This is a genomic window from Geothrix sp. PMB-07 (assembly GCF_030758935.1).
In the GTDB taxonomy this organism is placed as follows: Bacteria; Acidobacteriota; Holophagae; order Holophagales; family Holophagaceae; genus Geothrix.
Genome location: NZ_CP132333.1, coordinates 2,695,258 through 2,708,718, shown reverse-complemented (window position 1 = coordinate 2,708,718; position 13,461 = coordinate 2,695,258). Strand labels below are relative to the sequence as shown.

At 64.7% G+C, this 13,461-nt stretch carries 8 protein-coding genes; 3 read left to right on the top strand and 5 right to left on the bottom strand.

Annotated elements, in window-relative coordinates:
* Window positions 1-125: 125 nt before the first annotated feature.
* Both Q9293_RS12000 and Q9293_RS11995 read right to left on the bottom strand, forming a co-directional pair.
* Window positions 126-950, bottom strand: coding sequence for a carbohydrate-binding family 9-like protein (locus tag Q9293_RS12000; protein ID WP_306246774.1), 825 nt, complete (start codon window positions 948-950; stop codon window positions 126-128).
* Window positions 950-3,589, bottom strand: coding sequence for a transglutaminase family protein (locus Q9293_RS11995; protein ID WP_306246772.1), 2,640 nt, complete (start codon window positions 3,587-3,589; stop codon window positions 950-952). Before Q9293_RS11995 ends, Q9293_RS12000 begins: the two co-directional genes overlap by 1 nt.
* 209 nt (window positions 3,590-3,798) lie before the next feature.
* Between Q9293_RS11995 and Q9293_RS11990 the strand changes: the two genes are divergently transcribed.
* Genes Q9293_RS11990 through Q9293_RS11980 form a run of 3 tightly spaced genes read left to right on the top strand, consistent with a single transcriptional unit; the run spans window position 3,799 to window position 9,015 of the window.
* Complete coding sequence (locus Q9293_RS11990; protein WP_306246770.1) at window positions 3,799-4,926, top strand: sugar MFS transporter; 1,128 nt, start codon at window positions 3,799-3,801, stop codon at window positions 4,924-4,926.
* Window position 4,927: 1 nt separating this feature from the next.
* Window positions 4,928-6,034, top strand: a complete 1,107-nt coding sequence (locus Q9293_RS11985) for an ROK family protein (protein WP_306246768.1) — start codon at window positions 4,928-4,930, stop codon at window positions 6,032-6,034.
* A 17-nt stretch (window positions 6,035-6,051) separates the two neighbouring features.
* Window positions 6,052-9,015 carry a GH92 family glycosyl hydrolase gene (locus tag Q9293_RS11980; RefSeq protein ID WP_306246766.1) on the top strand — a complete coding sequence of 988 codons (2,964 nt, stop codon included), beginning with the start codon at window positions 6,052-6,054 and terminating at the stop codon, window positions 9,013-9,015.
* Window positions 9,016-9,151: 136 nt separating this feature from the next.
* On the opposite strand, the gene Q9293_RS11975 is transcribed toward Q9293_RS11980, so the two are convergent.
* The 3 genes from Q9293_RS11975 to Q9293_RS11965 all read right to left on the bottom strand — a co-directional run bounded on the left by Q9293_RS11975 (window position 9,152) and on the right by Q9293_RS11965 (window position 13,429).
* Window positions 9,152-9,562, bottom strand: coding sequence for a thioredoxin family protein (locus Q9293_RS11975; RefSeq protein WP_306246764.1), 411 nt, complete (start codon window positions 9,560-9,562; stop codon window positions 9,152-9,154).
* 68 nt (window positions 9,563-9,630) lie between these two features.
* Window positions 9,631-10,296, bottom strand: a complete 666-nt coding sequence (locus tag Q9293_RS11970; protein ID WP_306246762.1) for an outer membrane beta-barrel protein — start codon at window positions 10,294-10,296, stop codon at window positions 9,631-9,633.
* 16 nt (window positions 10,297-10,312) lie between these two features.
* Window positions 10,313-13,429, bottom strand: a complete 3,117-nt coding sequence (locus Q9293_RS11965) for a TonB-dependent receptor (protein ID WP_306246760.1) — start codon at window positions 13,427-13,429, stop codon at window positions 10,313-10,315.
* Window positions 13,430-13,461 lie beyond the last annotated feature (32 nt).

The window sequence follows — 13,461 nt, the reverse complement described above, 5'->3', positions numbered from 1 at the left end:
GCTGGTCCACAGATTTCACCGATTCACACAGATCAAAGGCTCAGGCCACAGGCTTGCTCCTGTCTGTGTGATCGGTGAAATCAGTGGAACCGGTTTTTGATCTTGAGGAGATCGACGTGGTCGACCTACCGGGCGACCTGTTCGCTGAAGTGCAGGTAGGAGAAACACTCGGGGATGTGGGAGTCGTAGACGCCGTGGGTGTTCAGGGCCCAGCCCGGGCTTTCGGTGACGGTCTTGCCGTGGTAGCGCAGGGCTTCGAAGCGGGAAAAGGAGGCCCGCAGGGTGTCGCCTTCCCGGGGCGGGAAGGGGCGGTTGGCGAAGAGGGCCTTCATGCCCTCCCAGGGGAAGGCCAGCTCCACGGTCCAGCCCTGGTCGAGATGATGGGGGTCATTCAGGCGGCCCTGCACCTGCACGGCGCTCTCCAGCCCGGGGAAGTCCCAGTCCATGAAGGCCCAGCGCTTGCCGCGGTGGTGCTTGCCCAGACGGGAGGCATCCTGGTACCCGCTCAGCACATCCACGTTGCGGCTGTAGAGGTCGAACTCTGGACGGTCGAAGCGGCTGCCCCGTTTGAGGGCGTCCTGGTAGATGTAGAACACTTCGTAGATGGTGTTGAACGCGTTGACTTCGAACTCGTAATAGCAGTCCTCGCCTCCGAAGAACACTTCGACATCGTTGTCGAACCAGATGTAGGAATCCCGTTCCGTGAGCGTGGCGCGCACCTGGGGTTCCTGGATCCAGAAGGCGACGTAAAGGGCCTTCTCGTCCCAGAGGCAGGCCATCCGTGTGTCGAAAAATCCGGGCTCCCCGGTGACCATGTCCACGAAGCGGTGCGATTTCGGGGCGGCCTGCCAGGCCGACTTGTCCAAGTTCCCGTCGATGGCGAAAGCCTCCGGGGCCCGAAGGCAGGTGTAGTGGGCGAGGAGCTCCTCGGGCGCGCCGTACCGTTCCATCACTTCGCCTCCTGGATGTGTTGCAGGGCCTTCAGGGTTTGTTCGCCAGCGCCGATCTGGTAGCCCTCGCTGAGGTGGATGACCTTGCCCGAGGGGTCCACCACGGCGATGACCGGCAGACGTGAGCCCAGGCTTCGGCCGGTGGATTCGGCGAGGCTGTGCAGCAGGCTACCACTGCCCTCTGAGAGAAGCGTGGCCTGGGCGGGAAGGCGCTCGAAGTCGGCACCCAAGTTTTTGGTATCCGTTCCCTCAGGCAACAGCAACACCATCCTTCCACCCCAGCCTTCAAAGGCTTCCTTCAGGGCGCGAAGGTCGCCCATGACGTGGCGGGTGGGTTCCTGGCCGGGGTCGGCCCAGATGAAGAGCGCGCCCTTGGCGCCGGCCAGGCTGAGGATGCTTTCCGTCCGGCCCTGGATGGTGAGGGGCGGGCAGAGGTCCAGACGGCCCAGCACGGTCGCCTGGACCTCGGTCCGGCGCAGCGAAAGGGGCACCTCGGTGGTTTCCCCCGCCTTGAGGTTGAAGAAGGAAAGCCGTGCCAGCACGGTGCCTCCCGCCACCCGGTTGCCGGTCACGGCAAGGTAGTGCCCCTCTGGCAGCGGCATGCCTTTGGTGAGCTGGCTGAGAGGCCGCTCATCGTCGAGGTCCAAGGTGCGGTACCGCCCCCCCTCGAAGCGGGCGAGGGTGAAGTGGGTGGCGTATTTCAGCTCGGTTGGCCCCCCTGTCTTGCCCCCCGCCTTGCCTTCAGGTTTGCTCTCCGTCTTGCTCTCAAGAACGGGGATCAGGGTGCCCGAAGGCTCTGCAGTGGCCGGTTTCCTGGCCGTGAAGGTGGCTGTGACCCACTGCCCGTTCCGCCGGAACTGAGGCGTTCTCAGGGCGGGATCGAGCCTCGCGGGGAGGTCCAGCGCCCGGCAGCAGGCCACGAAGAAGAGGTCGCGGGAATGGTCGTCGGAGACCCGCAGGTCCAGGACGCCGCGGGGCGACAGCGGCACGCGGTAGTGGTTGGCCTCGCGCTCGATGGTGATGTGGGTCTTGATCCAATCCACCAAGGCCGCGGGATTCCGTCGTGCTGCGGAGACCAGGCCCTTCGGAAGATGCTTTTGCAGGTAGCCGCGATAGGGGCTCAGCAGCTCGTTGTCCACCCTGGGACAGAGCACATCTGCGATGAAGTCCTGCGCGGGAAGGCGCTCCGCCAGGGCGAGGCCGTGGGCGAGGTGATCCTGCAGCACCGCTGTCGGCGTATCCCGCAGATCCTTGTCGGTGATCGACTCCAGAAGCGGCAGGGCCCAGGGGCGCTGCCTGGCATCGGTGGCGCTGAGGAAGGCGGAGATGGCCTCCCAGTTGCCGGCGCTGCGTGCGATCTGCTTCCACACCCGCTCGCCATCGAGGTCCAGGTTCTTCGCCAGGGCCAGGGCCTTCTCCCGCGTCATGAAGGTGGCGGTGTAGGCACCGCGCAAGGCATCTTCCTGTTTCAGGCGCCGGGCGTTCGCCTCGCGGGCGGCGGGTGAATCGGGCAGGGCGGGGCGCTCCACGGGCGGCACCTGGTCCAGCTCCAGCACCTGCTCCCTGGCAGGGTCGCCATCCAGCGTCAGCTCTACCTGTTCCGTGTTCCCCACGCTGACCTTGCGCAGACCGAAGGCCTCGCCCTGGTGCGCCCAGAGGAGCACATCGCCGAGGCCCATCGCCAGCGAGGTGCGGCCCTCGGCATCCGCGACTCGGGTGGCCAGGGGATAGAACTCGCCGTAGTTGTAGATCTGGAATTCCACCTGGGCCCCAGCGGCAGGGCGGCCCGCGCGGTCCCGCACCTGCACCTGGAGGGTCTTCACGGGGGCGTAGTGAGACGTGAGGTTCAGTTCGGCGTAGCGGCTGCTGCCGCGCACCACGGGCTCCTGGCCCGTGTAGGGGCCGTAGGCGCGCGTATGCACCAGCATGGCCCGGCGCACGGGCTCACGGAACCAACCCATGTCCAATTCCGGCTCTGGTTCGCAGGCCCCCATGAAATGCCACTGCCCATCCACCCAGACTTCCACCCAGGCGTGATTGTCGTCGCTGTGGGCCCAGCGGGGCGTGTAGACCTGGCGCGCCGGAATGCAGACGGCGCGCAGAGCCGCCACGGTGAAGGTGGATTCCTCGCCGCAGCGGCCGAAGGCGCTGCGCAGGGTGGAGAGGGGCCCGCTGGTGCGGCTGTCGGTGCCCTGGTAGGTGACCTTCTCATGGCACCAGTGGTTGATCTCCAGGGCCGCCTGGGCCATGCTCAGGCCCTTCACGCGCTGGGCCAGCTCGCGGTGGTAGCGGGCCCTGAAGGCGTCCAGGTTTTCGTTGTTCACCCGGGGCGGCAGCACGAAATGGCGGAAGAGGTCCTCCGGGATGCTGTGGCCCCAGGGCGCCACCCGACGGGCTTCCAGGGAGGCCCGGGTGGCTTCGAGGAAGAAGGCCCCATCGAAGTCCGCCAGGTCGCTGAGCGGCATGCCCGCATAGAGGAAGCGCAGGGCCTCCCGCTCTTCGTGGGTGAGCTTCTGCCGGAGGACACCCGAGAGGGCGCGATCCCGACCGCGGGCCAGGGCCTGGTTCTGGGCTTCAGGCGCCGGGGCCGCAAGCAGGGCCGCCGAGGCCAGACAGAGGATGGAGGCGAGTCGTGTCATGGAGGACCTGTAAGGAAGTGCCCGCTTCGGAAGCACATGGGGCCCCTGAAACCTGAGCGGATCCCCTGGGCGCCATGGTAGCGAAGCCCCTTCCGCCTGGCCCGGCGGGCGCAGACTTTAATGTCAAATGGTGCAAATGGCCTTCCGGAATGTCCGCTTGTTCCTGGGGCACGGGTGGCCTGAATCTGGCAAGAGACTCTGGAGTCATCATGCAGTTCAAGACCTTGCCCATATTCCTGGCCTTCCTGCTCATGGGCGTGGCCGACGCCATGGGGCCGCTCTCCAGCGCGGTTTCAGCGAACCCGTTCATGGCGGCGCTGATGCCCTTCTTCGTCTTCATCGCCTTCGCGCTCTTCAGCGTGCCGGGCGGCGTGCTGGCGGCGCGCATCGGCAAGAAGAAGCTGCTCCTTCTGGGGCTGGCCCTCTGCACCGTGGCCGTGGCTGTGCCCGCCTTCCTGAATCCGCCTTTCCCCTTGCTGCTCGCCGCCATTTTTCTGCTGGGCGTGGGCACCACCTTCCTCCAGGTGGCAGGCAACCCCATCATGCGCGATGTGAGCAACGAAGGGGACTACAGCCGCAACCTGGCGCTGGCCCAGGGCATCAAAGGCGTGGGCAGCACCGCCTCGGCCTTTCTCGTCACCGCCATCACCGGCCTGGCCTACTTCGCGGCCATGGGTTGGCGGGGCGCCTTTCCTGTCTTCTTCGTCCTCATGGCCCTGGCGCTGCTGCTGGTGAGCACGTTGCATGTGCAGGAAGCCCAGGCCGAAGTGCCGCCCAGCGTGGCGAACTCCCTGGCGCTGCTCAAGGAGCCGGTCTTCGCCTTGGCGGTGTTTGGCATCTTCGTGTATGTGGGGGCGGAGGTCTGCATGGCCGCCTTCCTCAAACCCACCCTGGAGACCTTGGGGCTGAATGCGAAGGCCGCGGCCTTGGCGGGCCCCAGCCTCTTCTTCGGCACCCTCACGGTGGGGCGTCTGGTGGCGGGCGGTCTGAAGGTGTCGGCCCGCGCCTTCTTCCGCCTCTCGGCGATTCTGGGGCTTGCGGGTCTCGTGTTCATCATGACGGGCACCAAGCCCCTCGTGATCCTGGGTGTGGTGTTGGGTGGCCTCGGCTTCGCCAACATCTGGCCCATGCTCTTCAGCATCACCGTGGAAGAGCGGCCCGGCCGGGCCTCTGAGCTGAGCGGGCTCATGTGCATGGCCATCAGCGGGGGGGCGCTGGTGCCCTTGGCCATGGCCCGGCTGGGAGGCGGGAGGCCGGTGGCCTTCGTGGTGCCCGCGCTTTGTTTCGGGTATCTGGTGATCCTGTCCATGAAGGGCTCGAGAAAGGCCGAGGCCTGACATGAATGTGTTCAACGACCGCCGTACCGTTCTCACCCTCGATGCCGGGGGCACCAACTTCGCCTTCGGCGCCATGCGCGGTGGCGAGGAAGTCGTGGAACCTCTGGTCATGCCCTCCCATGGGCACGACCTGGAGCGCTGCCTGGCCACCTTGCGGGAAGGCTTCCGGGAGATCCAGAGCCGCCTCGCTGAAGCGCCCTGCGCCATCAGCTTCGCCTTCCCGGGCCCGGCGGACTACCCGGCTGGCATCATCGGCAACCTGGCCAACCTGCCCGCCTTCCGCGGCGGGGTGGCGCTGGGTCCCATGCTGGAGGAGCATTTCCGGCTTCCCACTTTCATCAACAACGACGGCGACCTTTTCGCCTATGGCGAGGCCATCGCCGGACTGCTGCCCGAGGTGAACCGCACGCTGGAGGAAGCGGGCAGCCCCAAGCGCTTTCGCAACCTGTTCGGTGCCACCTTTGGCACCGGCTTCGGGGGCGGTCTGGTGCACAACGGGCAGCTGTTCCTGGGTGACAACGCGGCGGCCGGTGAAATCTGGACCCTGCGCAACAAGCTGGACCCTACCTATACCGCCGAGGAAGGGGTGAGCATCCGCGCGGTGCGCCGCGTCTATGCCTCACGCGTCGGCCTGCCGCTGGATCTGGCGCCAGAGCCTTTGGAAATTTTTGAAATCGCCCAGGGCCAGAAGCCAGGAGACCTGGCCGCCGCGAGGGCTGCCTTCCGCCGCATGGGTGAGGTGGCCGGGGATGCCCTGGCCAGCGTCACCACCCTGTTCGATGGCCTCGTGGTCATTGGTGGCGGCCTGGCTGGCGCCGCGCCCCTCTTCCTGCCCTGGCTGGTGGGCGAATTGAACAGCTGCCTGGAATCGCCCACGGGCTCACGGTTTCCGCGCCTGGAGGTAAAGGCCTTCAACCTGGAGGATGCCCAGGAACGCACGGAGTTCCTTCAGGCCGAGGTCCACCAGATCCCGGTGCCGGGCACCTCCCGCCTGGTTCCTTATGACCCCTTCAAGCGCATCGGTGTGGGCCTCTCGCGCCTTGGCACCACCCGCGCCACCGCCATCGGGGCCTACGCCTTCGCCCTGGCCCAACTGGACAAGCACTAACGAAACCGGAGTTGCCCATGTCTTTTCTTCGTGCCGCCCTTTGCGCTGCCCTGGCCGTGGTTCTCCAGGCGGCGCCAGCCCGCAAACCCAAGCCGGTCGATCTCGTGGATCCCTTTATCGGGACGGGTGGCCATGGACACACCTTCCCCGGCCCAAGCCTGCCCTTCGGCATGATCCAGCCCGGCCCGGACACGCGGCTCACGGGCTGGGATGGCTGCAGCGCCTACCATTTCAGCGACTCGGTGATCTACGGTTTCAGCCACACGCACCTCTCGGGTGTGGGCGTTTCCGACTACGGCGACGTGCTGCTGCTTCCCGCCACGGGCGCCGTCAAGCTGACCACGGGGTACCGGGCCAAAGGTGAGCAGACGCCCACCTTCGATGCCAGTGGCTACGGCAGCCACTTCCGCAAGGACCACGAGAAGGCCTCGGCGGGCTATTACGCCGTATCGCTGGATGACTATGGCGTGAAGGCCGAGCTCACCTCCACCCTGCGGGCGGCCTTCCACCGCTACACCTTCGAGCGCGCCGAGGGCGCCCATGTGCTGTTGGACCTGCAGCACCGCGACGAGGTCATCGCGGCTTCCCTGAAGGTGGTGGACGATCACACCATCCAGGGCCTGCGGCGCTCCAAGGCCTGGGCCGCGGATCAGCCTGTCTATTTCGTGGCGCGGTTCTCCAAGCCCTTCCTGGCCGAATTGGCCGTGGACGATCAGGTGCGGGCCGGGCTCAAGTCCGCTGAAGGGAAGAACCTCAAGGCCGTGCTTCGCTTCAAGGTGAAACCCGGTGAAACCATTCTGGCCAAGGTGGGCCTTTCGGGCGTCGACATCGAAGGTGCCAGGCGCAACCTCGACGGCGAGATCCCCCACTGGGATTTCGAGCGCACCAGGGCCGCCGCCAAGGCCGCCTGGAGCAAGCAGCTGGACAAGGTGGATGTGGAGGGCGGCACGGAGAGTCAGCGCGCCATCTTCTACACAGCCCTCTACCACAGCTTCCTGCAGCCCAATGTTTTCACCGATGCGGATGGCCGCTACCTGGGCCGCGACCTCAAGGTCCACCGGGCGGTGGGCTATACGCAGCACACCGTTTTCAGCCTCTGGGACACGTTCCGCGCCGCCCACCCCCTCTACACGATTCTGGAAACCCGGCGCACCCGCGACTTCATCCGCACCTTCCTGGCGCAGGCCGATCAGGGGGGCTTCCTCCCCGTGTGGGAGCTCTGGGGCAATGAGACTGGCTGCATGATCGGCAATCACGCGATCCCGGTCATCGTGGATGCCTACCTGAAGGGCATCCGGGATTTTGATGCTGAGAAGGCCTTCGAGGCCATGAAGAAAAGCGCGATGCAGGATCGGCTGGGCCTGGCGGCCTATCGCCGCTACGGCTACATCCCCTTCGATCAGGAGGTGGAGAGCGTGTCGAAGACGCTGGAATACGCCTACAACGATTGGTGCATCGCCCAGATGGCCAAGGCCCTCGGCAAGCAGGAGGACTACGCCACGTTCCTGCGGCGCTCCCAGGCCTACCAGCACCTGCTGGATCCGGAAACCGGCCTCATGCGGCCCAAGGCCAATGGCCGGTTCAAGACGCCCTTCGACCCCGCTGAGGTCGACCACAACTACACGGAGGCGAACGCCTGGCAGTACAGCTTCTTCGTGCCCCATGACGTGGCGGGCCACATGGCCCGCCTGGGCGGGCCCGCGGGCTACGCGGCCAAATTGGACGAGATGTTTGCCGCCAGCAGCCGCACCAACGGGCGCGACCAGGTGGACATCACGGGCCTTGTGGGCCAGTACGCGCACGGCAACGAGCCCAGCCACCACATGGCCTACCTCTACAACTTCGCGGGCCAGCCCTGGAAGACGCAGGCCATGGTGCGCCGCCTCATGGACGAGATGTACCACAAGGACCCCGATGGCCTCATTGGCAACGAAGACTGTGGCCAGATGAGTTCCTGGTTCCTCCTGAGCGCCATGGGTTTCTACCCCGTGAACCCCTGCGGCGGCGAATATGTCATCGGCTCACCCCTCTTCAAGCGGGTGACCCTGAAACTGGAAAACGGCAAGCGCTTCGTCATCCAGGCCCAGGGGGACGGCCCCTACGTGCAGTCCACCAAGCTGAACGGCCAGTCCACCACCCGGGGGTTCCTGCGCCACGACGACATCCAGAAGGGCGGGGTGCTGGCCTTCACCCTCGGCGTGAATCCCAACACCGCCTGGGGCTCGCGTGAAGAGGACCGCCCCCACACCGCCGTGCGGGAGCAGCTGGTCCAGCCCGCGCCTTATGTGGCGAAGGGCGACCTGGTCTTCCAGGAGCGCACGCAGGTGAGCCTGGCCTCCCCCCTTTCGGGGGCCTCCATCCACTACACCCTGGATGGCAGCACGCCGACCCCGGCTTCGCCCCGGTATGAGACGCCCATCGACTTGCATGAGAGTGCCACCCTGACCTTCATCGCCTACGCGGCGGGCCTTCCGGTGAGCCCCGTGGTGGAGACCCGCTTCAAGCGCATGCCAGTGGCGTGGGCCGTGGATCTGAAGACTCCGTTCCATCCCCAGTACTCCGCCGGAGGAGCCCAGGCCCTGGTGGATGGTGTCCGGGGCGGACAGGATTTCCGCCTGGGGGGCTGGCAGGGCTTCATGGGGACCGACCTCGTGGCCGTGGTGGACCTGCGCGCGGCGCGGCCCCTCCGCACCTTGGCGCTGGGCTGCCTGCAGGATCAGAACGCGTGGATCTTCATGCCCACCGAAGTCAGTTTCGAGCTGTCCTTGGATGGCCAGAGCTGGGGCCCGGCGGTGGTGGTGAAGAACCCCATCTCCCCGAAACAGGAAGGCGTCGTTCTGCATGATTTCAAGGCAGAACTAGGCGGCCAGCAGGCCCGGTACATCCGCCTGCGGGCCCGCTCCATCGGCCCCTGCCCGGATTGGCACAAAGGCACGCCCGGCCCCAGTTTCCTCTTCGTGGATGAGCTGGTGGTCGAGTAGCCATCCCTGCGCTCAAAGGAATACCGCCAAGGCGCCAAGACACCAAGAAAGAGGAAGACACTCTTCTTTCGATGCTTGGTGCCTTGGCGTCTTGATGGTGGATCGCTTTCTGATTCAATTTGAAGTGGCTGTGATATTACTTCACCCAATCCGCCAGGTCCGAGCCTGTGTGGAGGATCTCCTCCCGCCGCTTCAACTCCCGTCCGTCACGGTCCAGGATGAGAAACGTGGGGAAGACGGAAAGGTTCCAGCGGCGGGCCAGGAGGCGGTTCTCCCGGATCTCCAGTTTGGTCTCGGTGTGGAGCTGCACCGAGATGGGGATGAAGCCTGCCAGGGCCGCCTGGGCATCCGGGGAGGGGAGCACTTCCTTTTGGACGTACAGGCACTGCTGGCTGTAGGCCGTCCAGAGAAAGACGAAGAGCGGTTTGCCTTCGGCCTGGGCGCGGGCCAGGGCGGTGCGGTATTCAGCCTCGCCCTTGATGGGGGTCTGGGCCCAGGCAGGAAGAAAGGACAGGCAAGCCATCAGGGCGGCTGACTTCCATTGCATGAGAACTCCTGAATGAAAAGGGCCGACATGGGTCGGCCCTTTGGGTGATAGCGACGGGTGATTCCGTCTCAGAAGTGGTAGCTCACGCCCACCTGCAGCCAGCCAGGCGTGATGGAATACTTGCCCTGATCGTGATAGTGGCCGACGGAGCCGTTGTTGGCCCAGAGCGGGTTGTCCATGGTCACCTGCTCACTGCTCGTGCCGGCCTCTACGATCTGGTAGAAGCAGCGCGCGGACCAGTGCCGATCCACGAAGTACTCCAGTCCCACCTTGCCGCCCAGCTTCAGGCCGTTGATGGTGTGCGACGTGTTCCCGGCCGGGTGAACCTGATTGTCGGCCGTGCTGGTGTAGCTGTCGTAGTCGGAGGAGATCTTCAACTTGTTGACGTTGACGCCCATGACGAACTTCAGCTTTGGAAGCGGTGTGTTCACGATCAGTTCGCCGCCCAGCTGGGCCTGGGTGTATTTGACGTCCCGGTTCGTGAGCTGGGAGGTGTCGGAAAGGGTTCCGAATTCCGCCGTGAGGCGGTAGCCGGTGCCGGCGAAGCCCGTCCAGAAAGTGCGGCCTCCGTGGATCGTGAAACCTTTGGCGCCTGGCATATCGCCCGAAATGGATTTGCTGCCGATGTTGAGATCAAGCCCCGTGTACCAAGGGCCGGTGAGATCCTCCGCACGCAGTCCGGGGGAGCCGATGGCGGCCAGCGCCAGCACCGCGAGAAGTGTCTTTCTAGCCATGTGTTCTCCCTAGGAATCAGAAGCGGAAGCCGAAGCTGGCGGTGACTTTGCGCCCATCGTTCCAGTAGTTGTTCGCGCTGCCAGGCTCGGTGGTGCCGAACTTGGTCACATCCAGGATGAGGTGGCTGTTGCCTACGGTATCGGTGGGTTTGTAAGAAGTGTTGTAGTTGTTCACGAAGTGATTCAGCACGTTGTCGATCTTGATCTCGCCGAACATGCGGAGCTTGGCCCAGACGGGTACTTCGTAGTTGATCTGGCAGTTCAGGAACCAACGGTCGTTTTGCGTGTTGGCGTTGCGGCCGCCAAAATACTTCTGATATCCAGTCGGTGCCTCGGGGTAGCTCACGCCGTTGGCATCGTTGGGAAGGTTACTGATTTTGGGGCTGAAATCCACATCCACGTTGGACCCGTAGTGGGCCCCGGTGGCGTAGCGCAGGAACCAGCCCGTGGTGATGCGGCCCGCGCCGGCGGGATGCATGGTGGTGAGGAAGAGGTTGATGCGGTGGGTCTGGTCGTTCCCAAGCAGGCCGTAGGGCGCGAAGTCGTTGGCCTTGCCGTTGGCGACCTGCCAGTTGCGCTGGTTGTAATACCCGCTCACACCATAGTCGGCGATCATCTGCCCGGCCACGTCGCTGCCTTCGTTGTTACCCGTGAGGCGGCTGTAGGTCCAGTTGCCACCAAAGGTGTACCAGCTCTTGCGCACGGTGAAGTCAAGTTCCAGGCCCTGATAGTCGCGCTTCAGCTCGCTGCTGTTGAAGACGCGGGTCACCTGCGAATACATGGAGGGCAGGCCTGAGTTGGTAGGATCCTTCAGCAGCACCATCTGGTCGGGCGCGTAGTCCTGGGCGAAGGCCCAGTCGCGGCGCCAGCTGCGGTTCACGTACGTGATCCGGAAGCTGGAGTTGTTCTTGAAGTTGTGCGCGAAACCAAGGGTGAACTCGTCCATGTACGGCACCTTCAGAGTGCCGTCGATTCGGGTGGTCTTGGAGGTGTCGTTGAAGGCCAGAACTTTTTTGTAGTTGTTCAAATCGTAGAACTGGCTGAGGGAGATGAGGCGAACGCCATAGTGATCGACGCCGCCCACCATGTCGCCGGGACCCGCCACGGGCTGTCCGGCAACGCCTGTGAACTGGCGGTCCACCTCGATTTGTTCTTCAGACTTCGTGAGGTACTTGGTGAAGGCCTGGGGCAGGTAGCCCAGAAGGCGGGCAGCTGTGAAGGTCACGAGGTTGGCGTTGTCGCCTTTCACGTCATACCGGACCTGAAGACGGGGCGAGTAATCGGAGGTGGTGAACACCGTCGAACCGTCCGCATCCTTCGCGATGAACTTCTCCCAGCGGAGGCCGCCCATGACATTCCAGTGGCTGTTGAGGGTCCACTGATCGTTCACGTAGAGGGCCTGGTGGTCGTTGTTGTAGGTGCCGCCACCGCCCAGGAACGTCTGCACGGAGGGGATGGGACCACTGTAGCCCGCACCGCTCTGGCCCACGCTGGTCCAGTTGGCGCCACCCGTGTGGATGGTCGGAACGAGAATGTCCTGGGTGCTTGGGTTGAGGAAAAGGCCAGGGGCACGGAAGAAGGCGTGGTTGGTGCCCCAGGAGCCCGGCGACAGGCGCTGGGACTGGTAGTAGTCCACGCCGAAATCGATTTCGTGGTTGCCCATGCCTTCCAGGTTCGCCGTCACATTCAGGTTCGCATTCGTGTTGCGGTCGCCGTCCAGCCCAGGAGAGATGTAGCCGAAGGGCCAGCCATCGGAAACCCGCGATCCGCTGGCATTGGTTCCATAGGCGAGGACCTTCTGTCCGGTGCCGCCGTGGAGCGCATCGCCCGTGCCATAGGTTTGGTCGGTCTTCGCTTTATTGAATTTGCCTTCCAGGAACCAGTTGGAGCTGAGGATGCCGCGGTAGACCAGGCTGAGGTTGCGCTGAGCCGTGGTGTTCTGGCCCAGGGCCGCGATGGCGCTGGTGTTCCAGAGGTCGTCGTAGTAGTCCGTGGGTCCCTTGGTCTGATCGGCCTTCAGGTAGCCGGCTTCCACCGTGTGGTCCATGTTGATGGCGAAGGTGAGCTTGCCTTCGTAGTACTTGTAGTCGTTCTTGCGGGCGATTTCGGCGCCGGCGTCGAAGCGACTGAAGCGGTAGCCCGAGGGCACGAGACTATCTAAATGGCCGAAGCGATTCGTGGTGGGTAGGAAGGTGGTGGGATCAGTGTTGGTCAGGTCATTGATAGCGTTGGCCCAGGAGGGGCCGCTGACCTGCGCGACCCGCACAGGCCGGTTGTTGTCCACGCCCCAGGCCAAGGTGCCGGTGTCCGTGCCGCCGGGAACGAGGATGGTGGCGAAGGCGAAACGCAAGCGGCCGGGGATGATGGGGCCGTTGAGGGTGATGTCGTAGTGGGGACTGATGGTGTCCTGGTTGATGGAGCGGTAGTCATCCTGGGGACGGGTGGATTTCCAGTTCAGGCGGGTGGCGCTGGAGCGGATGGACCCATGGAATTCATCGCTGCCGGTCTTGGTGGTGACGTTGATGGCGCCACCCAGCACACGTCCCAGCCGGGCGTTCAGGGGGGAGAGGATGACCTGGACGTCTTCGACGTTGTCTTCCACGAACCAGTTTTCGCCGCCGAAGTAGCCGCGGCTCTCGTTCTTCACCATGGCGCCGTTCACCTGGTACATGGTGTTGTTCGTGGAGCCGCCGCGGATGGTGGGCCGGTAGGTGGTCGTGTCGTTCACCACGCCGGGGGTCAGCATCGCCGCCCCGAAGAAGCCGTGGTCTGTAGTGGGGATGGTGGTGAGCTCTTCCTGGCTGAAATTGCTGGCGGCTTTGGTGTCTGTCTTGGGCAGCGCGACGCTGTCGCTCACGACTTCCACTGTCGCAGCGGCCACGGCCACGGTGCGCAGGGTCAAGTCCTGGCGGGACACCACGCCGAGGCCCAGGTGGATGCCCTGGATTTCACCGGAGATCATGCCTTCCTTCACCACCACCACGCGGTAGGTGCCGAGGGGAAGCAGGGGGGCCCGCCACTCGCCGCGGGCATCGGTCGTGAGGGTGCGGTCGGTGAAGAGGGCGGGGGAGGTGAGGATCACCTTGGCCCCGGCCACGGGACGGCCCGCCTCATCGCGGACGAGGCCATTCATGGAAGCGGATGCCTGCTGGGCCACTGCCGCGG